At 71.9% G+C, this 22,115-nt stretch carries 20 protein-coding genes and 1 pseudogene; 8 read left to right on the top strand and 13 right to left on the bottom strand.

What is annotated here, in order from left to right:
- Positions 1–77 precede the first annotated feature (77 nt).
- Positions 78–827: a hypothetical protein gene (locus tag QE428_RS03205; protein ID WP_240741296.1), complete on the bottom strand. Its 750-nt coding sequence runs from the start codon at positions 825–827 to the stop codon at positions 78–80.
- Between the two features lie 163 nt (positions 828–990).
- Between QE428_RS03205 and ddaH the strand changes: the two genes are divergently transcribed.
- The 5 genes from ddaH to QE428_RS03180 are packed head-to-tail and all read left to right on the top strand — an operon-like array spanning position 991 to position 6,573.
- On the top strand, positions 991–1,854 hold the full coding sequence (gene ddaH / locus QE428_RS03200; RefSeq protein WP_307462955.1) for a dimethylargininase: 864 nt from the start codon (positions 991–993) through the stop codon (positions 1,852–1,854).
- A complete protein-coding gene (rocD, locus tag QE428_RS03195; protein ID WP_307462952.1) occupies positions 1,851–3,068 on the top strand; it encodes an ornithine--oxo-acid transaminase in 1,218 nt (405 codons plus the stop codon). The genes ddaH and rocD overlap by 4 nt, the downstream gene beginning before the upstream one ends.
- Before the next feature lie 48 nt (positions 3,069–3,116).
- On the top strand, positions 3,117–4,805 hold the full coding sequence (locus QE428_RS03190) for a circularly permuted type 2 ATP-grasp protein (RefSeq protein WP_307462949.1): 1,689 nt from the start codon (positions 3,117–3,119) through the stop codon (positions 4,803–4,805).
- Complete coding sequence (locus QE428_RS03185; protein ID WP_091356892.1) at positions 4,799–5,731, top strand: alpha-E domain-containing protein; 933 nt, start codon at positions 4,799–4,801, stop codon at positions 5,729–5,731. The genes QE428_RS03190 and QE428_RS03185 overlap by 7 nt, the downstream gene beginning before the upstream one ends.
- Complete coding sequence (locus QE428_RS03180; protein WP_307462946.1) at positions 5,728–6,573, top strand: transglutaminase family protein; 846 nt, start codon at positions 5,728–5,730, stop codon at positions 6,571–6,573. The genes QE428_RS03185 and QE428_RS03180 overlap by 4 nt, the downstream gene beginning before the upstream one ends.
- Before the next feature lie 9 nt (positions 6,574–6,582).
- Here the strand turns inward: QE428_RS03180 and QE428_RS03175 are convergent, their stop codons facing one another.
- From QE428_RS03175 to QE428_RS03140, 8 genes are all read right to left on the bottom strand, one after another.
- A complete protein-coding gene (locus tag QE428_RS03175; protein WP_172824693.1) occupies positions 6,583–6,720 on the bottom strand; it encodes a hypothetical protein in 138 nt (45 codons plus the stop codon).
- A 77-nt stretch (positions 6,721–6,797) separates the two neighbouring features.
- Positions 6,798–8,513, bottom strand: a complete 1,716-nt coding sequence (locus QE428_RS03170; protein ID WP_307462942.1) for a hypothetical protein — start codon at positions 8,511–8,513, stop codon at positions 6,798–6,800.
- A gap of 1 nt (position 8,514) precedes the next feature.
- On the bottom strand, positions 8,515–9,270 hold the full coding sequence (locus QE428_RS03165) for an SDR family NAD(P)-dependent oxidoreductase (protein ID WP_307462939.1): 756 nt from the start codon (positions 9,268–9,270) through the stop codon (positions 8,515–8,517).
- A 16-nt stretch (positions 9,271–9,286) separates the two neighbouring features.
- Positions 9,287–10,135 carry a phosphogluconate dehydrogenase C-terminal domain-containing protein gene (locus QE428_RS03160; protein ID WP_307462937.1) on the bottom strand — a complete coding sequence of 283 codons (849 nt, stop codon included), beginning with the start codon at positions 10,133–10,135 and terminating at the stop codon, positions 9,287–9,289.
- The gene (locus QE428_RS03155) at positions 10,132–10,926 is read right to left on the bottom strand and encodes a sugar phosphate isomerase/epimerase (protein ID WP_307462935.1); all 795 of its coding nucleotides are present in this window, start codon (positions 10,924–10,926) and stop codon (positions 10,132–10,134) included. Before QE428_RS03155 ends, QE428_RS03160 begins: the two co-directional genes overlap by 4 nt.
- Complete coding sequence (locus QE428_RS03150; protein WP_307462933.1) at positions 10,923–11,693, bottom strand: triose-phosphate isomerase family protein; 771 nt, start codon at positions 11,691–11,693, stop codon at positions 10,923–10,925. Before QE428_RS03150 ends, QE428_RS03155 begins: the two co-directional genes overlap by 4 nt.
- Positions 11,693–12,163, bottom strand: a complete 471-nt coding sequence (locus QE428_RS03145) for a ribose-5-phosphate isomerase (protein ID WP_307462930.1) — start codon at positions 12,161–12,163, stop codon at positions 11,693–11,695. The genes QE428_RS03150 and QE428_RS03145 overlap by 1 nt, the downstream gene beginning before the upstream one ends.
- A 1-nt stretch (position 12,164) precedes the next feature.
- Positions 12,165–13,922 (bottom strand): dihydroxyacetone kinase family protein, encoded by a 1,758-nt coding sequence (locus QE428_RS03140; RefSeq protein WP_307462928.1) that lies wholly within the window; start codon positions 13,920–13,922, stop codon positions 12,165–12,167.
- Positions 13,923–14,042: 120 nt separating this feature from the next.
- Between QE428_RS03140 and QE428_RS03135 the strand changes: the two genes are divergently transcribed.
- The 3 genes from QE428_RS03135 (at position 14,043) to QE428_RS03125 (ending at position 17,407) form a co-directional block, all read left to right on the top strand.
- Complete coding sequence (locus tag QE428_RS03135) at positions 14,043–14,780, top strand: FadR/GntR family transcriptional regulator (protein WP_091356862.1); 738 nt, start codon at positions 14,043–14,045, stop codon at positions 14,778–14,780.
- 184 nt (positions 14,781–14,964) lie between these two features.
- The gene (locus tag QE428_RS03130; protein WP_307462920.1) at positions 14,965–16,830 is read left to right on the top strand and encodes a glycoside hydrolase family 3 protein; all 1,866 of its coding nucleotides are present in this window, start codon (positions 14,965–14,967) and stop codon (positions 16,828–16,830) included.
- Positions 16,823–17,407, top strand: a complete 585-nt coding sequence (locus QE428_RS03125; RefSeq protein WP_307462917.1) for a TetR/AcrR family transcriptional regulator — start codon at positions 16,823–16,825, stop codon at positions 17,405–17,407. The genes QE428_RS03130 and QE428_RS03125 overlap by 8 nt, the downstream gene beginning before the upstream one ends.
- 1 nt (position 17,408) lies before the next feature.
- Here QE428_RS03125 and QE428_RS03120 read toward each other — a convergent pair whose 3' ends face one another.
- From QE428_RS03120 to QE428_RS03105, 4 genes and pseudogenes are all read right to left on the bottom strand, one after another.
- Positions 17,409–17,777 (bottom strand): nuclear transport factor 2 family protein, encoded by a 369-nt coding sequence (locus QE428_RS03120; RefSeq protein ID WP_157681093.1) that lies wholly within the window; start codon positions 17,775–17,777, stop codon positions 17,409–17,411.
- Between the two features lie 79 nt (positions 17,778–17,856).
- Entirely contained in the window at positions 17,857–19,419 is a 1,563-nt protein-coding gene (locus QE428_RS03115) for a DUF5605 domain-containing protein (RefSeq protein ID WP_307462913.1), read from the bottom strand.
- 234 nt (positions 19,420–19,653) lie between these two features.
- The gene (locus tag QE428_RS03110; protein ID WP_307470611.1) at positions 19,654–20,370 is read right to left on the bottom strand and encodes an alpha-L-rhamnosidase C-terminal domain-containing protein; all 717 of its coding nucleotides are present in this window, start codon (positions 20,368–20,370) and stop codon (positions 19,654–19,656) included.
- A 91-nt stretch (positions 20,371–20,461) separates the two neighbouring features.
- A pseudogene (locus QE428_RS03105) lies at positions 20,462–22,072 on the bottom strand (family 78 glycoside hydrolase catalytic domain); the annotation flags it as partial.
- Positions 22,073–22,115: the final 43 nt, after the last annotated feature.

Below are 22,115 nucleotides of genomic sequence, written 5' to 3'. Positions count from 1 at the left end.
CGCGCACGAAAACACTTCGGGGGGAGTGTCGCCCCGGGCTCACGGACCATCGGTCAGAGCCCGGGGCATTCGTGCTCTTAGGCGTAGCGGGGGAGCCTCACCCAGGCATCCGGATCCGCGTCCTCGCGCGGGATCATGAACGAATCCACGAGTGCACGCACCGTGAGTCCCAGCAGCGTCCACTCTCCGGAGGGGGTGCCGTCGGCCCCCGTCATCTGGAACGTCGGGTGGGGGAGCCGCTCGAGCGATTGGATCGCGAACCCTTCCGCGAGCGCCGCCATCGCCTCGGCGAAGTCCTGGATGGTCAGCCCGTCCCGCATCCTCACCCCGTACGCGTCGATGACGTACTGGTACAGCTCTGCGAAGGCCTCGATGGACTCCCGGTGCCGCTCGTGGCTGGCTTCGGTCAGTTCCGGCCAGGTGTCGGCGGTGGTCCGCAGGGCCAGAGCGACGCGGAACGATTGAGCATCGAGCATCTCGGTGGGGTCGTCAGCGGTGAGCTCCGCCGCCTGCACGTGCGCGAGCGCCGCCTCGCGCACGATCTCCTCGCCGGACGCACCGGCGGCGATCATCTCGTCCACGCGGGCGCGCATCCCGTCGGCGGGTCCTGTGATCCGCATCCGCACCATCGAGACGGCGAGGTCGCGGTGGTAGTCGGCCTGATCGGCCCATAGCCGGTAGGCGGCCCCGGTGGTCAGTCCCGTCCGCCGCAGCACGTCCTGCAGGCGGATGTGCTGTACGCCGGCACTGACCCCGCGTTCGAGGAGCATCTGCATGCCGGCGCGCAACAGGAGGGCTCTGGTCTGTTCACCCGTGCGTCTGGCCATGATCTGCATCCTGTCATTCCCAGGCAACCCCGCGCGGCATGCATCCACCGGATTACTGCACCCGACCTGCCATGATGGGATCCGGCGTGCCCGATCCGTCGGCTCCTCGGAGCTCCGTCGGGCCTCAGGACAGCGTCCGCCGCCCCGGAGACGAGGAGCGAGAATGACGACGCCGACCGAGAAGCCGACCCGCATCGCCCAGCACCGCCGATACCTGATGTGCCGCCCCGAGCACTTCACGGTGTCGTACAGCATCAATCCGTGGATGGAACCGTCGCGTCCCACCGACACCGCCAAGGCGGTCCGCCAGTGGCAGGCGCTCCACGACGTGTACATCGAGCTCGGCCACGAGGTCGAACTCATCGACCCGGTGCCGGGTCTGCCCGACATGGTCTACACCGCGAACGGCGGGTTCATCGTGGACGGCCGTGCGCTCGGCGTCCGGTTCCGCGTCGACGAGCGTCGCGGCGAGGAGCGTCCTTTCATGGACTGGTTCGCCGCGCACGGGTTCGAGGTCGTCGAGCCGACCGAGGTGCAGGAGGGTGAGGGCGACTTCCTGCTCGTCGGCGACACGATCCTCGCCGGCACCGGCTTCCGCTCCGTCGGCGACAGTCATCGCGAGCTGGGGCGGGTCTTCGAGCGCGAGGTCGTCTCGCTGCGGCTGGTCGATCCGCGGTTCTACCACCTCGACACCGCGATCACGGTCCTCGACCCCGTCCAGGGCCCCGGCGGCGTGGAGCGGGCGAACATCGCCTATCTGCCCTCCGCCTTCGACGAGGACTCGCGTCGTGAGCTCGCCGAACGCTACCCCGACGCGATCCAGGTGTCGGATGCCGACGGTGCCGTCTTCGGACTGAACGCCGCCAGCGACGGGCTCCACGTGTTCGTCTCGCCGCGTGCGACAGGCTTCGCCGCGCAGCTCGAGGAGCGCGGCTACATTCCCGTCCCCATCGACCTGTCCGAGCTGCTGCTCGGCGGCGGCGGCATCAAGTGCTGCACGCTCGAACTGCGCGGAGGTGCGCGATGACCGACCCCGATCTGCCCGCGTCGGACGCCGTGATCTCGGCCGAAGAGGCCCACGTCGCCCACAACTACCACCCGCTCCCCGTCGTCGTCGCCGAGGGTGAGGGTTCCTGGGTCACCGACGTCGAGGGCAAGCGGTACCTCGACCTGCTTTCGGCCTACTCGGCGTTGAACTTCGGGCACCGGCATCCCGCCCTCGTCGCGGCGGCCACCGAGCAGCTCGGCCGGCTGACGCTGACGAGCCGGGCCTTCCACAACGACCGGCTCGGCGACTTCGCGGCTGCGCTCGCCGAGTTGGCCGGCAAGGACATGGTCCTGCCGATGAACACCGGCGCCGAAGCGGTCGAGACCGGCATCAAGGTCGCGCGCGCGTGGGCGTACCGGGTCAAGGGCGTGCCCGAGGGGCGCGCGAAGATCCTCGTCGCGTCGGGCAACTTCCACGGCCGGACGACGACGATCGTCGGCTTCAGTGACGACCCGCAGGCGCGCGACGGCTTCGGCCCGTTCGCCCCCGGATTCGAGATCGTCCCCTACGGGGATGCCGCGGCCCTCGCGGCGGCGATCGACGAGAACACGGCCGCGGTGCTCATCGAGCCCATCCAGGGCGAGGCCGGCGTCGTGATCCCGCCGGACGGGTATCTCCGCGCGGTACGCGAGGCGTGCACGGCGGCGAACGTGCTGTTCATCGCCGACGAGATCCAGTCCGGCCTCGGCCGGGTCGGAACGACGTTCGCGTGCGAGCGCGAAGGCGTTGTGCCCGACGTGTACCTGCTCGGCAAAGCGCTGGGCGGCGGCATCCTCCCGGTCTCCGCCGTCGTCGGGAACCGCGACGTCCTCGGTGTCATCCACCCGGGGGAGCACGGCTCGACCTTCGGCGGCAATCCGCTGGCCGCGGCCGTGGGCCTCGCCGTCGTCGACCTTCTCGCGACCGGCGACCTGCAGCAGCGCGCCCTCGCCCTCGGCGACCACTTGCGCTCCCGCCTCGAGCCCCTGATCGGCGCGGGAGTGACCGCGATCCGCGTCGCGGGCCTCTGGGCGGGTGTCGACATCGATCCGGCGAAGGGGACCGGACGCGAGGTCGCCGAGCGGCTTCTCGCGCGCGGTGTCCTGGTCAAGGACACGCACGGCCAGACGATCCGCATGGCACCTCCGCTGATCATCCGCGCCACCGAGATCGATTGGGCCGTGGAGCAGCTGCGACTCGCCCTCGCGGACTGACCGCACGGCGAAACACTCCGGCAACACCGCCCGGATTAGGCTCGTCGCATGGGTGACCTCTTCGACGGCTACGGTTCCACGCTGGCACCGCGCAAGACCCCCTCCGGCGTCCCGGCGTTCGACGAGATGTTCGCCGAGATCGCGCACCCGGGCGAGGCCGCGCGCTCCCGGTCGGCGTACCGGGAGCTGTACCAGGCGCTCGCTCAGATGACGCAGGAGGAGCTCCGCGGACGCACCGAATCGCTCGCCAGTTCGTACCTCGCGCAGGGCGTGACGTTCGACTTCGCAGGCGAGGAGCGGCCGTTCCCGCTGGATGCCGTGCCCCGGGTCATCGCCTACGACGAGTGGTCGCGCATCGAGAAAGGCGTGCAGCAACGCGTCCGCGCGCTCGAGGCCTTCCTCGACGATGCGTACGGGCACCAGCACGTCGTGCGCGACGGCGTCCTGCCGGCGAAGCTCATCGCGTCGTCGCAGTACTTCTACCGTCAGGCCGCCGGCATCCGCTCGGCCAACGGTGTCCGCATCCAGGTCGCCGGGATCGACCTCATCCGCGACGAGCACGGCGAGATGCGCGTCCTCGAGGACAACGTCCGCGTGCCGTCGGGTGTCAGCTACGTCATCTCGAACCGACGCGTGATGGCCCAGACGCTGCCCGAGCTCTTCGTCTCGATGCGCGTGCGTCCCGTCGGCGACTACCCCAACAAGCTCCTCCAGGCGCTGCGGAACTCCGCGCCTCCCGGCGTCGACGACCCGAACGTCGTCGTGCTGACGCCGGGCGTCTACAACTCCGCCTACTTCGAGCACACGCTGCTCGCCCGGCTGATGGGCGTCGAGCTCGTCGAGGGGCGGGACCTCGTCTGCCAGGGCGGCAAGGTCTTCATGCGGACCACCCGCGGTCCTCGCCGCGTCGACGTCATCTACCGCCGGGTCGACGACGACTTCCTCGACCCGCTGCAGTTCCGCGCCGACTCGATGCTCGGGGCCCCCGGCCTCATGCTCGCGGCGCGCCTGGGCAACGTGACGATCGCCAACGCCGTCGGCAACGGCGTCGCCGACGACAAGCTGCTCTACACCTACGTGCCCGACCTCATCCGGTACTACCTCGCCGAGGAGCCCATCCTCAAGAACGTCGACACATGGCGCCTCGAAGACCCGGGCGCCCTCGAAGAGGTGCTCGACCGGCTCGACGAGCTCGTCGTGAAGCCGGTCGACGGCTCCGGCGGCAAGGGCCTCGTCGTCGGGCCCGACGCCAGCCCCGCCGAGCTCGACTCGCTGCGCACGAAGCTCCGCGCCGACCCGCGCGGCTGGATCGCGCAGCCCGTCGTCATGCTCTCGACGATCCCCACCCTCGTCGACGACGGGATGCGGCCCCGCCACGCCGACCTCCGCCCCTTCGCCGTCAACAACGGCGACGAGGTGTGGGTGCTCCCCGGTGGGCTCACCCGCGTCGCCCTCCCCGAGGGGCAGCTCGTGGTCAACTCGAGCCAGGGCGGCGGTTCGAAGGACACCTGGATCGTCGGTGGCGAGGCACCGGGCCGAGGCGAGTACGGGCAGTCGCAGTCGCTCGCGGGACTCGTCGCCGAGCAGGCCACCGCGACCTCGGCCATCCCGATCATCTACGACGCACAGGACGAGCCGGCGCACTCGCCGCAGGACCGGCCGCGCACGACCGCGGAGCAGCAGGAACAGCAGCAGCAGCAGGGGCGCGACGCCGATGGAGGCGAGGACGCATGCTGAGCCGGATCGCCGAGAGCCTGTTCTGGATCGGGCGCTACATCGAGCGCTCGGACGGCACCGCCCGCATCCTCGACGTGCACCTGCAACTGCTGCTCGAGGACCCGTGGATCGACGAGGACACGGCGTGCCGCTCGCTCATGGGCGTCATGGGCACCCCCGCGCCGGAGGGCGGCCGCGCCGTCACCCGCGCCGACGTCCTGACGCACCTCGCGGTGGACCGGACGAACCCCTCGTCCATCGCGTACTCGCTGCAGGCCGCCCGCGAGAACGCCCGTCGGGCGCGCGAGATCGTGTCGACCGAGCTCTGGGAGACGCTCAACACGACGTACTCGCGCATGCCGCGGCGTCTCAACGACGAGAAGACGCACGAGTTCTTCCAGTGGGTCCGCGAGCGCGCAGCGCTCGCCGTCGGCGTCACGGACAACTCGACGAGTCACGACGAGGCCTGGCAGTTCTTCACGCTCGGGCGGGCCATCGAGCGCACCGACATGACCGCGCGAATGCTCGCGACGAGGTCGCTGACCGAGGCATCCGGTCCGTCCTGGACGACCATCCTGCGTTCGTGCGGCGCGTACGAGGCGTACCTGCGGACCTACCGGGGGATGCCGAGTTCGCAGAACGCGGCGGAGTTCCTGCTGCTCGACCGGCTGTTCCCGCGGTCGATCATCCACTCCATCCGCACCGCCGAGCAGTGCATGAGCGCGATCGACCCCGTCGCCGACCGCGTCGGGCACTCCAACTCGGTGCTGCGCGCCCTGGGGCGGATGCGCAACGAACTCGAGTACCGGCCGATCGACGAGGTGCTCACCGAGCTCCCCGCCCACATGCAGAGCGTGCAGTCGGTGACACGCGAGGCGTCCGAGGCCATCCGGGCGCGGTTCTTCCCGACCCAGGCCGAACCCAGCTGGATCGGAGAGACCTCATGAAGCGGCTGCGCATCGAGCACACGACGGGCTTCGACTACCCGGGCGAGGTGGGGGCGTCGTACAACGAGGCTCGGATGCTGCCGACGACGAGCGACAGCCAGTTCGTCCTGAGCTCGCAGCTCGACATCGACCCGTCGACGACCGTGAACTACTTCGTCGACTACTTCGGCACACGTGTGGCGGCCTTCGACGTGCTCGCGAAGCACTCCGCCCTCCAGATCACGGCGCGCTCCCTCGTCGAGGTGCGGGCGCGGCCGCTCACCCACCCCGACATGTCGTGGGAGGCGCTGACGCGCGACGCGCAGCGGTCGATCGGCACGGTCGAGATGCTGTCGCAGACACGGCGCACCGAGCCTCACCCCGAGGTCGCGGACCTCGCCGCGGGCATCGCCGCACAGCACGAGAACCCCTCGCACGCCGCCCTCGCGATCGCGACGGCGATCGGTCAGGCCGTCGAGTACGTGCCGGGCGCGACCGAGGTGCAGTCGACCGGTGCCGAGGCGTGGGCGGAGCGGAAGGGGGTGTGCCAGGACATGGCGCACATCGCCCTCGGTGCGTTGCGGTCGGTCGGGATTCCGGCGCGGTACGTGTCGGGCTACCTGCACCCGAATCCCACCGCCGAGGTCGGCGTGCCCGTCGTCGGCGAGTCGCACGCCTGGATCGAGTGGTACGCGGGTTCCTGGCACGGTTTCGACCCGACGAACGACGCCGAGATCGGCGACCGTCACGTCACCGTCGGCCGCGGGCGCGACTACAACGACGTCCCGCCGCTGCGCGGCGTCTACGCCGGGCCGTTCAAGAGCCGCCTCGAGGTGAAGGTCCTCATCACGCGCGAGGCGTGAGTCGGTCGCTCAGGCGGGCGAGTCGTCGGGGTCGAGGGTCTTGAGGGTGTCCTCCTCGACGGCGTTGTCGGCGTCGAGCTGATTCTCCGTGATCTCGTCGCCGCCGGTGGGGTCGTCCTGCTCGGGGGTTGCTGATGCGTCGCTCATGGCTGCACGCTACGCGCGGTGGGGGGCGGCATCCGCCCCCTTGACAGGTCGGAGCCCTGCCTCGGACGGCGGGCGGCTCAGCGCTCGATCGTGCGGAAGGTTCCGGGGGCGAGGTCGATGCCGTCCTCCACGCCGTCGACGGATAAGAAGAGCGAGCGCGCCGCGCGGTCGAGGTTTGCGACGAGCAGCGTCGTGCGACGGCCCCGTCGATGACCGATCGCCCAGACCAGGCCGTCGGGGCTGTCACCCCAGAGCAGCGCGCCGCCCGAGCCGGCGGCGAGCTCGCGCAGCGCGGATGCCACGGGCAGGTCGGTCCCGTCGGAGGCGCGGATGCCTCGCGGTCCCCACTCCTCGAAGAACGCCAGTGAGGCGACCCCGGGAACGGCGAGCGCTGCAGCGCTCGCGACCGTCCACGCGGCGAGTTCCGGCGCGGACTGACGCGTGTCCGTCGCGCCGGTGAACTCCGCTCCGTATCCCTCCGACAGATTCCCGCGGGTGGGCGCCGGCTGCGGGCCGGTCGCGACGTTGTTGAAGCGCGGTCGCAGCGAGACGGGCCCGATGTGCACCGGTGTGCCGTCGGCGTACCCGACCGCCTGCGTCGCGACGAGCCGCTGCACGGCGACGGACTCGACGAGCTGCTCGGTGCCGGTCGCGTGGAACAGGGGGGTGACCGTCGTGAGGATGCCGTCGAGGTCGTCCGGCAGCCGGTGCCGTTCGCGATTCAGCTCGGTGAAGTGAGACCTCGAGCCGCCGGCCACGGGCGGACGGATGCCGGCGTGGTCCAGCGCCGCGCGGAGAGCGGCCGTCGCGGGAGCGTCGGAGACGTGGCGCGCGTCGCCGCCCGGCTGGAAGGCGGCGACCCGCAGCACGTCGAGCCCTCGGAGCGCTTCGGCCGCGGCATCCAGGGCGTCGGCGTCGTCACCGAGGACGACGCGCACATCCAGGGGCACGGCGGATGCCGCGGCCCGGGCCAATGCGGCGGGCCAGGTCGGGGTGCCGAGGTCGAGCTCGACGACGAGGCCGTCGCCCACGGGCACCACCGTGGGGGCCGGATCCGGCGCGGTCCCCGCGCCCAGCAGGATCTGCGGAAAGCGTCCGCCGTCGCGCAGCGTGAGCACGTCGCCCTCGTCCGCTTCGGGAGCGGCAGGCTCGCCCGCCACCTCGATCGCCACCGACTGGCGCACGCGCTCGCCGGCCTCGACGCGGTAGGGGAACGGCAGGTCGAGCGGGCGACTGTAGGTCTTGTACGAGGCGTCGGTCCAGTTGCGCTGGTCCTCCATCTCGAAGACGTCGCCGTCGAACGCGACGTCGACGGTCGCGCCCGGTACCTCCCACCTGAGCCCCGCGATCTCCCGCATCGGCTGGTGCGGGCTGATCCCGCGCGGGAAGGCGGTGCGCTCGCCGGTGCCGTCGGGATGCCGCACCTCGGCGGGCACGCCGGCCAGGGACGGCGGGTGCAGGACGACCAGGCCCGTGCGGTTCGTGTCGAACGCGGCACCCGCTTCGAGGTCGAGCAGCACCCGGAGCCCCGCCGGTCGGGCTTCGACGCGGACGACGCCCGAGAACGACGACCCGAGCCCCTCCGAGCGAACATGCAGCGTCAGCGTGACGTCGGTACTTCGCACGCGGTCCAGGACGAGGTCCGCGGTGTTCCAGTCGGCGTCGCGGACGACGGCGCGGATGCTGCGCAGCACGACCTTGCCGTGGGCGGCGATGTCGGCCAGCTCGTCGCCCCGCAGCTCGAGCGACCAGGGGCCGCTCCGCCACGACGGATGCTCGGTGTGCCAGACCATGTCAGAGCGAGGTCATCCCGCCGTCGACCTGGAACGTCGCCCCGGTCGCGAACGACCCGTCGTCGCTCGCGAGGTAGACCATGATCCCGGCGACGTCGTCCGGCCTCCCTGCGCGGCCGATCGGGATGCGGCTGACGATCGCGGCGCGGGACTCGGGGTCCTCGCTGATGGCCGACACGAGCGGCGTCTCGGTGTAGGCGGGCTGCACCGTGTTGACCCGGATGCCGCGGTCGGCGTATGCCGCCGCGACCGTGCGGGAGAGCCCGTGCATCCCCGCCTTCGAGGCGCTGTAGGCGGTGAAGTCCTTGCCCTCGCCGTTGACGGCGGTGGGACTGCCGGTGAGGATGATCGACCCGCCGCCGAGGGCGAGCATCGTGCGGACGGCGTACTTCACGGTCAGGAAGGCGCCGGTCAGATTGACGTCTATCGTGCGGCGCCAGACGTCGAGGTCGAGGTCGGCCGCCGGCGCATCCTGACCGAACAGTTGGATGCCGGCGTTGGCCACCACCACGTTCGGCGCCCATCCGGCATCCTTCGCCGCCGCGAACCCGGCCTCGACCGACGCCTCGTCGGAGATGTCCATCGTCACCGCCATCGCGGCCTCGCCGATGCGCGCGGCTGCGGCTGCCGCGCCGTCGCCGTTGCGATCGGCGAGGATCACGCGGGCGCCCTCGCGGGCGAAGCGCTCGGCCACCGCCGCGCCGATGCCGAGGGCGGCGCCGGTGACGAGGGCGGTCCTGCCGTGCAGTCGTGCCATGTCGCTCATCTCCGGGTCAGCGCTCGATGTGGTCGAGGTGCAGCATGCGCGCGAGGTTCGCATCGAGCTCGTCGTCGCGGAAGATCTTCTTCCAGTCCTCCTTGATGATGCTCTCGCGACCGTAGTCCATCGCGATCAGGCACGCGTCGCTGAACGGGTTGTCACCGCGCAGGCCGTTGGCGAGCGCCACCTGGGTGTGCCCGTAGAGGATGCTGCGCGCTGCCGCCTCGGGGACGCCCATCGTGTGGATCGCCTCGTCGAGCGCCTCGTTCAGGAGCGAGCCGATCATGCAGGCGACGGTCTCGACGAGCGTCGGCTCGAGCTGGGCGAGCTGCTTCACGGTGACGAAGTGGACGTCGATGACCGGCGCGTAGATGGCGCGGACGGTCTCCTCGACGATGCGCGCGTGCTCGGGGTCGTCGGACTCGACGGCGGCGATGGCGTCCTGCGGGGCGGCGATGCCGCCGAAGGTGTCGGCCCATTCCTCCCTCGTCGTGCGCTCGAGGAACACCGACGGGTGGCACGGGTGCGCGACGGCCTGGATGACGTCGTCACGGGTCGTGAGGAGCCCGGCGTACGCGGCGGCGGGGTCGAGCGTCAGCACGATCGCGCCGGCCTTCAGCCGCGGGACGAGCTCCGCGGTGACGGCGCCGAGGGCGAGGTCGGGGACGGCCAGGACGACGATGTCCGCGTCCGCGACGGCGACGGATACCTCGGTCAGCTCGCGTCCTGCGTCGAGGGTGCGCTCCCGCCCTCCGGGGGAGTTCTCGACGTAGTGGACGGTGTGGTCGGTCTTCACGAGGTTGTTGGACACGCGCATGCCCATCTTTCCTCCGGCGCCGATGACGGCGATGGTGTGGCTCATTCGAAGCTCCTCAGGTGGTCGAGGGTGGCGCGGGTCCATTCCCGCTCCGTGCGGATGGTGGTCTCGGGGTCGCCCTGCCAGGGCAACCAGTGCTCGACGATCTCGTTGATCCCGCGCTCCCGAGGGCGGACCGTGTCGAGCAGGTGTCGGTAGTCGTGCAGCCCCGTGCCCATGCGGGCTCCCGAGTAGGTGAAGCCGACCCAGCCGGGCTGGCGGTCGAACGCGAAGTCCTTCGCGTGCACGTTCACCACCGCGGGGGCGGTCTGCTCGACGCACGTGCGCGGGGATTCGAGCCGCGCGACGACGTTGGCGGGATCGAGGCAGATGCCGAGGTTCGTGCTGTGCGCGTCGCGCACGAGACCGAGCAGGTCGTCGGTCGCGACCTGCTCGTAGGTCTCGAGGGCGAGCGTGACCCCGGCCGACTCGTACGAGGGGAGGATGCCGCGCAGCAGCGCGCCGGCCTCGGCGAGCGTCGGCCGGGAGTCCGGCCCGAACACCATGCTGCGCACGAGCCGGGCATCGAACGCCTCCGCGAGCGCGAGGAACCGTTCGAGGTGGTCGTGCCCGAGACCCTTCGTCCCGAGTTCGACACGCAGCCCCAGCTCGCGCGCCGCGTGGGCGGCATCCCCGACCTCCCGGTCCGACATCTTGGTCAGGGGGGCGTAGTCGCAGATCTGGAACAGCTCGACGCCGAGCTCGCGCGTGCGCTCGAAGGCGCCGACGAGCGAGAGCGGGTCGGGGGAGCGGTCGGAGTGCTCCCAGAAGAAGGCATACGTCCCGAGCCCGATCACGGCGCGCTCCGGCGGAGCGCGAGGGCGTGCGCGTCATCGAGGACCGCCGCGAACGCCGACGGGTCGTGTGCGAACCGGCCGAGGAAGAGTCCGTCGACGGCGTCGCCGAGTTCGCCGAGCAGGCCGGGCCCCGCCGAGCCTCCGTAGATGACGCGCGAGCCCGCGCGGTCCGGGTCCGCGTCGAGCGCTGCGCGGAGCGCGCGGGTCACCGCCGAGATGTGGGGGACGGGCGCGGGCGAGGGGGCGCCGATCGCCCAGACCGGCTCGTACGCGACGACGATCGGTCCGGCCGGGGTGCCGGCGAGGTCGCGCGCGAGCTGGGCGACCGTGGCCGTCGCGGCGGACGCGGCATCCTGCTGCTCGTCCTCGCCGACGCACAGCACGGGCGTCACGCCGTGGCGGAGCGCCGCGGCGGTCTTCGCGGCCACGACCTCGTCCGACTCACCGAACAGCCGGCGTCGCTCGGCGTGGCCGACCTCGGCATACGCGACGCCGGATTCGGCCACTTCCGCGGCGGTCACCTCGCCCGTGAACGGACCCGGCTCGTGCGCCGAGACGTCCTGCACGCCGAGGCGCACGGGGGTTCCCGCGAACGCGCCGGCGGCGTCGTCGATCTGCAGGTAGGTGGGGATGACGAAGACCTCGACGGCGCCGCTGCGGACGCCCTCGTGGGCGCGCAGCACAGTGGATGCCTGCGCGAACCACGCGCGCGCCTGACGCCGCCCGAAGTACGCCTTCAGGCTGACCCCCACCGTGACCTGCGCCATCAGCAGGATCCGGTGCTCTCGTACTCCCCGATGACCGCGACCTTCGACGCCGAGGCGGAGGACGGGTCGAATCGGTAGGTCAGCCACTCGCGCACGAGTCGGCGGGCGAGCTCGATGCCGACGACCCGCTGTCCCATCGTGAGCACCTGCGCGTCGTTGGAGAGCACGCCGCGCTCGACCGAGAACGAGTCGTGCGCGGTGACGGCGCGGATGCCCGCCACCTTGTTCGCGGCGATCGCGACGCCCAGCCCGGTGCCGCAGATGAGCAGCGCCCGGTCGGCCTCGCCGCGGGCGACGCGCTCGGCGGCCTCGATCGCGACCTTCGGGTACGGCGTGTGCCCGTCGGCGCCGACGCCCACGTCGACGACCGACGCGACGCTCTCGCTCTGCTCGAGGTCGTGCTTGAGGATCTCCTTGTAGTCGAAGCCGGCGTCGTCGCTGCCGACGATGATGCGCAGGGGCTCGGTCATGTCAGTTCCTCTCGGGGGTGTCGGCCGATGCGGACCGACTGATGACGGGGGCCGCGGCGAGGGTCTCGCCGACGGCGGTGACGATCAGGGCGAAGGACTGGGCGCCGGCGTCGACCGTGCCCACGGCGTGCTCGCCGTGTGTGCGGGCCCGACCCTTGCGAGGGAGCAGGTCGGCCGTCGCGGCGGCCGCGGCGGTCGCCGCCACGGCCGCGGTGCGCCAGGCATCCGCGAGACGCGTACCCGCCGCGACGTCGCCCGTGAGCGTCTCGGTGAAGGGGAGCAGCGCGTCGACCATGGTCTTGTCGCCGCGTTCCGCCTTGCCGTGCGAGACGACGGCGCCGACGCCCGCGGCGACGCCGTCGGCGATGCGCGTCGCGTCGGGCCGGCCGGCGTCGCCGAGACGGGCCGCGAGTTCGGCGAGCAGCAGACCCCACAGAGCACCCGAGGTCCCGCCGGCGCGGTCCGACCACGCGTCTGCCGCCCGGGCGAGCGTCGTCTCCGCACCGGCACCCGCGTCGGCGGCCTGCCGCGCGGCGCGAACGGCGGCGCGCGATCCGCGCTGCATCCCGATCCCGTGATCGCCGTCGCCCGCGACCGCGTCGATGCGTCCGAGCTCGTCGACGTGCTCGTCGATCGTCCGCGCGACGGTGTCGAGTGCGGCCACGACGGTCGCTGCGAGCAGGACGGATGCCGCGTCGCCGGCGACCTCGTCGGATGCGACCGCCGAGGCGATGCGCCCGGCATCCCGCCGCTCCGTCGTCGGGACCGCGCCGCGCCGGTACGCGGGGGTGTCGACGGGGGTCTCCCACAGGTCGGCGAGCTCATCGTCGAGCCAGAAGAGGGTCAGTGACGTCCCCGCCATGTCGAAGCTGGTGCAGTACTCGCCCACGTGCGGGTCGACGATCTCGAGCCCCGCCTCGTCGAGGAGCGCGGCGACCCGGCGGTAGACGACGAACAGCTCCTCGTACTTCAGTGAGCCGAGTCCGTTGAGCAGCGGGACCACGCGGCCGTCGGCACCGTCGGGGCGTTCGGCGAGCAGCCGCGCCACGAGCATCTCGGCGAGGCCGTCGGCGGTCGGGATGTCGGTCTCGTCGATGCCGGGTTCGCCGTGGATGCCGAGGCCCACCGCCATGCGACCGTCGGGCACCGAGAACAGCGGAGCGTCCGCGCCGGGGAGGGTGCACCCCGTGAAGGCGACGCCGAAGGAGCGGGTGCGGTCGTTCGCGAGGCGCGCCACGCGTGCCACGCCCGCGAGGTCGTACCCGGCGGCGGCGGCGCCGGCCGCGGCGCGGAACACGGTGAGGTCGCCGGCGATCCCGCGGCGACGGTCGCGTTCGGCGGGGCCGGCGCTCGCGATGTCGTCGGTGACGACGACGGTCTCGCAGGGGATGCCCTCCGCGCGCAGGCGTTCCTGGGCCGCGTCGAAGTTGAGCACGTCGCCGGCGTAGTTGCCGTAGCTCAGCAGCACCCCGCCGCCGGCGTTCGCGGCCGAGGCGACCGCGTGGACCTGCTGCGTCGAGGGGGAGGCGAAGAGGTTCCCCATGGCCGCACCGTGCGCGAGGCCCGGCCCGACGAGGCCGCCGAACGCCGGGTAGTGCCCGGACCCGCCGCCGATGACGACGGCGACCTGGCCATCGGGCACGCGGGTGCTGCGGACGACGCCGCCCGTGACGCGCTCGACGTAGCGACCGTTCGCGGCGACGAAACCGTCGATCATCTCGTCGGTGAAGTCCGCCGGATCGTTCCACAGGCGCGTCATCGCGTGCTGCTCCTCGGGTCGGGGGTACGGGTGTCCCGCATCGCCATTGTGCACAACCGGTTGACCAATTGCAAGCGCGTCGGCACCGCGCTTCCGGGTTCTCTCCCGTATCTTGATGCCGTGCCCGCTTATCCGTCCGACCGCTCCGCCGACATCACGGCGTCCCTCGGGGTGCTGCCCTCCGGCACGCCGGTCTCGGAAGTCGCGCGCCGGCTCATGGACCTCTTCACGAGCGGAGACCTCGAGCCCGGCACGCGCCTGCCTCCCGAGCGCCAGCTCTCGGTCACGCTCGGCGTCGGCCGCTCGGCGGTGCGCGAGGCACTCGCGGCCCTCGAGATCCTCGGCATCGTCGACGTCCGACCCGGCTCGGGCACCTACCTCCGCGGGACGGCGAGTGATCTGCTGCCGCAGACCCTGCGCTGGGGGCTGCTGATCGGGCGGCGCAGCACCGATGACCTGCTCGACGTGCGCTCGGGCCTCGAGATCTACAGCGCCCGCCTCGCCGCCTCGCGGGCCGATTCCGACGACATCTCGCGCCTGGCCGATTCGCTCGCCCGCATGAGGGCCGCCGATGCGGACCTCGCCGCCTTCGCACGTGCGGATGCCGCCTTCCACGACGCGCTCGCCCGCGCCGCAGGCAACGACGCCCTCGTCGACCTGCTGCACGTGGTGCGCTCGCTCCTGCAGGTCTATGCCGACCGGGCCGTGCACGACGCCGACGCCGCACGTCTGGCGATCGCCGAGCACGACGCGGTGTTCCGCGCGGTCGAGGCGAAGGACGAGGATGCCGCGGCCTCCGCGATGGCGGTCCACATGGCGACCGCGGCGGCGCGGCTCGCGGGAGCGTCGCGCGACTGACCCCGCCCGGCGCCGCGTTCGAGGGGCGCATCCCGTCGCTTCGCGCGGCGCGGCATCCTGCGTCCCCGGAGCGGTGCTTGCCGGACGTCGGCCCGTGCGCTTGCGCAGACCACTGAACGTTATTTAGTCTTTTGTCGCCGGGCGATGCCGCCCGCCCGCCACGACGACGTCGCAGGAGATCGCAGTGACCGCATCCCTTTCCACCGCCCCCGACGGCACGCGCTACCGCGACCTGAACCGCAACGGCGTGATGGACCCGTACGAGGACCCGCGCCTGCCCGTCGCCGAGCGGGTCGCCGACCTCGTGTCGCGCCTCTCGCTCGAGGAGAAAGCGGGGCTGATGATCCAGACGATCGTCCCGACGACGACCGACGGCGAGGTCGACGGGCCGTCCACGATGCCCGGGCGCACCGCGGCGCGCGAGTTCATCGAGGGCCTGCACGTCACGCACCTGAACATCCACCAGATCCCCGATCCACGCGCCATGGCCCGGTGGGTGAACGGGCTGCAGCGCGTCGCAGCTGCGTCGGGCCACGGCATCCCGGTCACCATCTCGACCGACCCGCGTCACTCCTTCACCGAGAACGTGGGGGCGTCGTTCACCGCCGGTCACCTCTCGGCGTGGCCGGAACCCTTGGGTCTCGGCGCGCTCGCCGACCCGGGCTTCGTGCGTGAGTTCGCGGACATCGCCCGGCGCGAGTACCTGGCCGTCGGCATCCGCTCGGCCCTTCATCCGATGCTCGACGTCGCGACCGAACCGCGCTGGCCGCGCCAGTACGGCACGTTCGGTCAGGATGCCGAACTCGTCGGACGCCTGGGCGTCGCCTACGTCGACGGCTTCGAGGGCGACCGGCTGACGGCGGCGAGCGTCGCGTGCATGGCCAAGCACTTCCCGGGCGGCGGGCCGGAGAAGGACGGTGAGGACCCGCACTTCCCGTACGGTACCGACCAGGTGTACCCCGGCGGCATGTTCGAGTATCACCTCGAGCCGTTCCGCCGCGTGATCGACCGCGGGGTCTCGGCGATCATGCCGTCCTACGGGATCCCCCGCGGGGTCGTCCTCGACGGAGAGGACGTCGAAGAGGTCGCCTTCGGCTTCAACCACCAGATCATCACCGGCCTCCTGCGCGAGAAGCTCGGCTTCACCGGCGTCGTCTGCACCGACTGGGGTCTCATCACCGAGTCGCGCCTCATGGGCAAGGTGCTGCCGCCGCGGTCGTGGGGCGTCGAGCACCTCAGCGAGATCGAGCGCGTCCGCAAGGCCCTCGACGCCGGCGTCGACCAGTTCGGGGGCGAGGACGACCCGGCGCTCGTGCTCGAGCTCGTCCGCTCCGGCGCCGTTGCCGAGTCCCGCCTCGACGTCTCGGTCGCGCGCCTGCTGACCGTCAAGTTCGAGCTCGGCCTGTTCGACGACCCGTTCGTCGATGAGGATGCCGCGGGCGAGATCGTCGGCAGCGCCGAGTTCCGTGCGGCGGGAGACCGGGCCCAGTCGCGCTCGGCCGTGATCCTCCCGGGGGGTGGTGGGGACGCAGCATCCGTCCTTCCCCTTCGTCCGGGCACGGCGGTGCACGCCCCCGAGGTGTCCGACGACGCGATCCGCGAAGCGGGATTGGTGCCGACGGCGGATGCCGCCCGCGCCGACGTCACCGTCGTGCGGCTGCAGCCGCCGTTCGACCCGCGAGACGAGTACATGCTCGAGGCGCACTTCCACGCGGGCTCGCTCGCGTTCGACTCGGCCGCCGTGGCCCGGGTCGCGGACACCGCCGCCACGACGCCGACCGTCGTCGCGGTGCACCTCGAACGCCCCGCGCTGCTCGCCCCCGTGGTCGCGCACGCGCACGCCGTCGTGGCGACGTTCGGGGTCTCCGAGCGCGCCCTGCTCGACGTGCTCACCGGGCGGGTGCCGGCGGCAGGCAGACTGCCCTTCGAGATCCCCCGCGACGAGGCGGCCGTCCTCGCCGGGCACTCCGACGTCCCCGGTGGCACGGTCGACCCGGTCTACGAAGCCGGTACCCCGTCACTCGAGGTGACGGCGTCCGCGCATGCGTGAACGGCGGAACTCCGCGCAGGGCCGGGAGAGCCGCGAGCTGATCCTCGAGACGGCGCTCGAGGTCATCGGTCGGCGCGGCTACGGGGCGACCTCGCTCCGCGACATCGCGGGCGAGGTCGGCATGACGCAGGCCGGCATGCTGCACCACTTCGGCACGAAGGAGAACCTGCTCGTCGAGGTGCTGCGGGAGCGGGATGCCGCGACCCGCGAAGCCCTCGCCGAGCAGGCCGGCGCCGAACCGCCGTCGGTGCGGGTCGCGCGGCGCAACGCCGAGTCGCCCGCGCTCGTGCACCTGTACACGAACCTGCAGGTCGCGGCATCCGCCCCCGATCACCCCGCCCGCGCCTTCTTCGAAGAGCGTCAGCAGAGCGTGCACGCCGTCGTCGCAGCGGACGTGCGAGCGCGGCAGGACGCCGGTGAGATGCCCGCGGGGATCGACGCCGACATGACCGCGACCGTGCTGCTCGCCCTCTCGGACGGCCTGCAGCTGCAGCAGGGCGTCGACCCGACGATCGACATCGCCGCGGTGCTCGGATGGACGTGGGAGCGGTTGACGGAGGCGGGCCGGCCGGGCTGAGTCACGCAGGCCGGGTGCCGGGCGTCGGAGTAGCGGACACGTCCGTCCACACTTCCGTCATCTGCTCGATCAGTCCGTCTCGGACGCTGATGAACGTCGCGCAAGCGAACTCCGTGATGCCGCGGTCGTCGCGGGCCGTGACGACGGATCGACATGCGGCCCGCACCTGGTCGCCGACGATGTCCTCGACGTGCAGACCCTCGAACCCGGGATAGGCGGCGTTGAGTTCGATCCACGAAGCCCGGTCGAAGATCTCCTCCGTGTGGACATACCGGCAGGAGAAGTCCGGGTGCAGGTAGCGCTCCAGGTCCTGCCAGCGGTGATCATCGAGTGCCGTCATGAGTTCGGAAAGAAGGGAGACAGCCTGCATCATCGAATCGTAGAGGGACGTCATCTGGTCGAGAAGCTCCGACGCCGTTTCGGGGCCGGGCCGGGGGCTGGGGCCGTCTCTACTCCTCGCGCGTCACCCGGATGGCCATGAACTGCCGTCCCGGCAGGTCGACGCGTACCTGACCGTGGTAGGTGCCGGGCAGCTCCTCGACGGACATCCCCCACGTATCGATGACCTCGACGCGCCACTCGCCCTCGTCGAGGATGACGTTCCGGAACCGCGGCCGGTTGAAGCCGAAGTAGGCCACCTTCACGCGTCCCGCGACGCCGCCCCACGGCACGTCCCAGTCACTCGGCAGCGGATCCCACACGCCGCCCGGCGCCTGGGACTGCAGCAGCTCGAGGAACCCGATCCGTGCCGGCGACGAGCCGTGCAGCGCCCCGCCCTTCGACCACCAGAGCACCTCGTCGTCATCGCCGACGGATGCCGCGCCTCCGAGCGCGGGCGGGTAGTAGGTCTCGCCGTGACCGACGTAGCCGCCGCGGACGGCTCCCTCCCAGAACCGGCGGGTCATCTCCTCGCCGGTGATGTTGCCCCAGCCTTGGTCGATGTCGCCCTCGTACGCGCACTCGTCGATGACGACGGGCTTGCCCCACTCTTCGCGCCACTGGTCGGTGTTCTCCGCGGTGCGGTACACGTCGACCCGCTGGATGCTGACGTGCGTGATCCACGGCTTCGCGTAGTCGTAGACGGGGCGGCAGTTGTGGATCGAGTTGAGGTGACCGAAGGCATCCTCTTCTCCCACGACGGCGGCGAGCCGCTCCCAGTCGTCGAGGTCCTTCGACCACAGCAGGTCGTACTCGTTCGCCATCGACCACCAGACGTTCGCGAATCCCGACAGGCGTCGCACGACGTATCGCAAGTAGCGCTCGTCGACGGCGGGACCCAGGTCGGCGAAGCCCCACCGGTCGTAAGCGTGGAAGAGGATGAGGTCCGCTTGGATGCCGAGGGCCGCCAGGTCCGCGATGCGCTGCTCCAGGCGTCGGAAGTGCGCGGGGTCGAATCGGGTGTGGTCGAAACCGCCCTCGAGGGTGCCGATGAACGGGAAGTCGGCCGGTTCGTTGGCGTTGTAGAGATACGACTTCGGGAAGACGCACATGCGCAGCTTCACGAAGGGGGCCTCGGCGAGGGTCGCGAGCGTCTTCTGCTGGAGTTCCTCGGGCTGGTGGATCCAGGCGTAGGCGGTCGTGCCGACCGGGCGGTGCCGGGTGCCGTCGGCGTGCTGGAAGTGCAGTCCGTCGACGCGCACCGGTCCGTGCGAGCCCTCGCGGGCAGCGATCACCTCGACCGTGCCGGTGAGGCCGTCGAGCGACCGCGCGGTCGAGCGGGTCTCGAGGGTCCAGGTGCCGGTCGTGTCGGCGAGGGCGCGGACGACGTAGACGCCGTCGCCGTCGTAGAAGCCGCCGACCCGGATCTCCTCACCGCCCCGGCGGAAGACGGCGTCGAGTTCGACGTCGACGAACGGGTTGCCGTGCGAGGGGCCGGCGATGCGGACCTCGAGCGGATCCCAGAGCGGCGTCGGCGCCGGGAGGGTGACCTCCGCCGAGGCGCGGGGGACGTCGTCGCCCTCGTAGGCGGGGTCGGGATCGATCGATCGCGGGTGCGTACGGGGGACGACCACCCCCGGACCCCACCTCTGCGAGCGCGGCGAAGAACCTCTCCCGCTCCTCGAGATCCTCAAGGGCGGGGACGATCGCGACGAGCTGCCCGAGGCGGCCGTTCCGGAACTGCGTCGCCATCGGTGAAGCGGCGACGCCCGGAAGGTACCGCTCGAGGATCGCGCGGGCATCCGGGTCGTCGAGAGCCTCGCCGAAGGTGCTGGCGCGGTCGAACATGGTGTCTCCTCAGGGGTGGATCAGGCGGATGCCGTCGCGCGCCGGATCGCGTCGTCGACGGACGCGAGCAGGTCGGGCGGCGTGAACATGAGTGCGGTGGTGACGGGGCGTCCGGCGCCCCAGCGCGTCTGGGAGCGCACCGCCTCTGCCCGGTCGGGGTCGACCGCGGCGACCGTGTCGATGAGCGCGGCGTACGCGCGCGGGTCGTCGATCACGTCGGCGAGCGACGCGTGCAACCCGTCCAGTGCGGGGCGCGGGGGAGCGGTCGGGGCGGCGAAGCGCCATTCGTGGCGACCCGATCCGACCTCGTCCGGTGCGCCCTGCACGTCGACCTCGGCGGTCGTGTTCGCCGGCACCACCGCGGTCACCGCGATCTCGGCGCCGTCGCGACGCCACGAGACCGACGCCTCGCCGTACGGGGTGAGGTGGCGGGCCGACGCGGACGACAGCGTCTCGAGCGGCTGAGGTGCGATGCGCAGCCGCCGGTAGCCCGGAGCGGCAGGCGCGAGGCCGGCGACAGTCCGATGCAGCCAATCGGCGACCGCACCCAGCGCGTAATGGTTGAACGAGGTCATCTCGCCCGGATTCACGGTGCCGTCGGGCAGGAGCGAGTCCCATCGCTCCCAGACCGTGGTCGCGCCCTGCGTCACGGGGTAGAGCCACGACGGGCATTCCGTCTGCGTCAGCAGGCGCTCTGCCGCGGCGAGGTGGCCGCCGTGGGTCAGCGCGTCGGCCACCAGCGGGGTGCCGACGAACCCGGGTGCCGATGCGGTACCCGCCCTCGCGGACGAGGGCCGCGAGACGGTCCGCCAGGGCGGCACGCACCTCGGGATCGGTCACGAGGTCGAACTCCAGGGCCAGCGCGTACGCCGTGGGTGCGTCGCTCATCATGCGTCCCGCGGGCGTGACGTACTCGGCGGTGAAGGCGCGGCGGCTGCGCTCGGCGAGCGTGCCGTAGTGCGCGGCATCCGTCTCCAGTCCGAGCAGACGCGCGGCATCGGCGACCTGTCGGAGGGAGCGGGCGTAGTACGCCGACGCGACGATGTCGCTGTCGACCTTCGCCTGACCGGGCTTGTCCGGCGGCGCCGCCGGGTCGAGCCAGTCGCCGAGCTGCATGCGACCCGCCCACAGGCCGCGCTCGCCGGCGTCGCGGCCGACGGCATCCACCCAGGTCCGCATGCTCTCGTACTGCGCGGCGACGATGTCGCGATCGCCGAAGCGCTCGTGGAGGACGGTGGGGACGACGGTCGCGGCGTCACCCCAGGCAGCCGGTGACGCGCCGCCGGCGAACCCCGTGAGGACCGAGGGGACGACGACGGGGACCGACCCGTCGTCGCGCGCCTGCTCGTGGGCGAGATCCCGCAGCCACGAGGCGAGGAACCCGGCGCAGTCGTAGAGGAACGACGCGGTCGGTGTGAACACCTGGATGTCGCCCGTCCACCCCAGCCGCTCGTCGCGCTGCGGGCAGTCGGTCGGGATCGACAGGAAGTTGCCGCGCATGCCCCACACGACGTTCTCGTGCAGCCGCTCGATGAGCGGATCGGATGCCGCGAACCACCCGGTCCGCGTCATGTCGGTGTGGAGCACCACCGCCTCGACGTCGGCGGGGTCGACGTCGGCGCCGGTGATCTCGGCGTACCGGAAGCCGTAGAAGCTGAAGCGCGACTCGAGGACGTCGTCGCCCCCGGAGAGATCGAAGGTCGCCGTCGCGGCGGCGTTGCGGAGGGGGCGGAGGGAGAGCTCACCGTTCTCGAGAACCTCCGCGTGCCGGATCGTCACTCGGGCGCCCGCGTCGCCGCGGAGCCGCACCCGCAGCCTGCCCACGAGGTTCTGCCCGAAGTCGAGAATCGTGCCGCCCGAAGGGGTCGCCAGCACGTCCGCGACGGGGAGGGTCTCGATCCGCCGGACGGGCGGAGCGATCCTGGCCTCGGGGACGGGGACCGTCTCGTACCCCGGGAGGGCCGCCGCCCCGACCCGGACGGGACGGAAGTCCGCGGCCGTGACTCGGAGGTCCTGGTGCTCGCCCGCGTAGATGCCGCTGTCGACGACAGAGCACTCCGCGGCGGCCTCCCACCCGTCGCCTGTCGCGGCGACCGTGGTGGTCGTGCCGTCGTCGAACGTGACGCGCAGCTGCGCGAGGAAGGACGGCTGCGTGCCGTAGAGCCTGGCGGCGAAGGCGAAGAAGCCGTATTTCTCCGTGTACCAGGCCCCGGCGAGGGTCGCGGACAGCTCGTTCTCGCCCTCGCGGACGAGCGCGGTCACGTCGACGGTCTCGTGGACGAGACGGTCGCGGTAGGCGGTCCACCCGGGAGAGAGGACGTCCTCCGACACCGGCGTCCCGTTCACCTCGGGTTCGGCGACGCCGAGAGCGGTCCAGAAGAGAAGGGCGCGGGTGACCGGGCGGCCGAGCCGGAACCGCGTCTTCACGACGGTGGGCATCGCCTCGCGGGCGGGGTCCGCAAGCCCGACGGGCTGCGCGACC

The organism is Microbacterium sp. SORGH_AS_0505 (assembly GCF_030818715.1).
Taxonomy (GTDB): domain Bacteria; phylum Actinomycetota; class Actinomycetes; order Actinomycetales; family Microbacteriaceae; genus Microbacterium.
The sequence above is the reverse complement of the archived record's forward strand: the minus strand, read 5'-3'. Positions and strand labels throughout refer to the sequence as shown.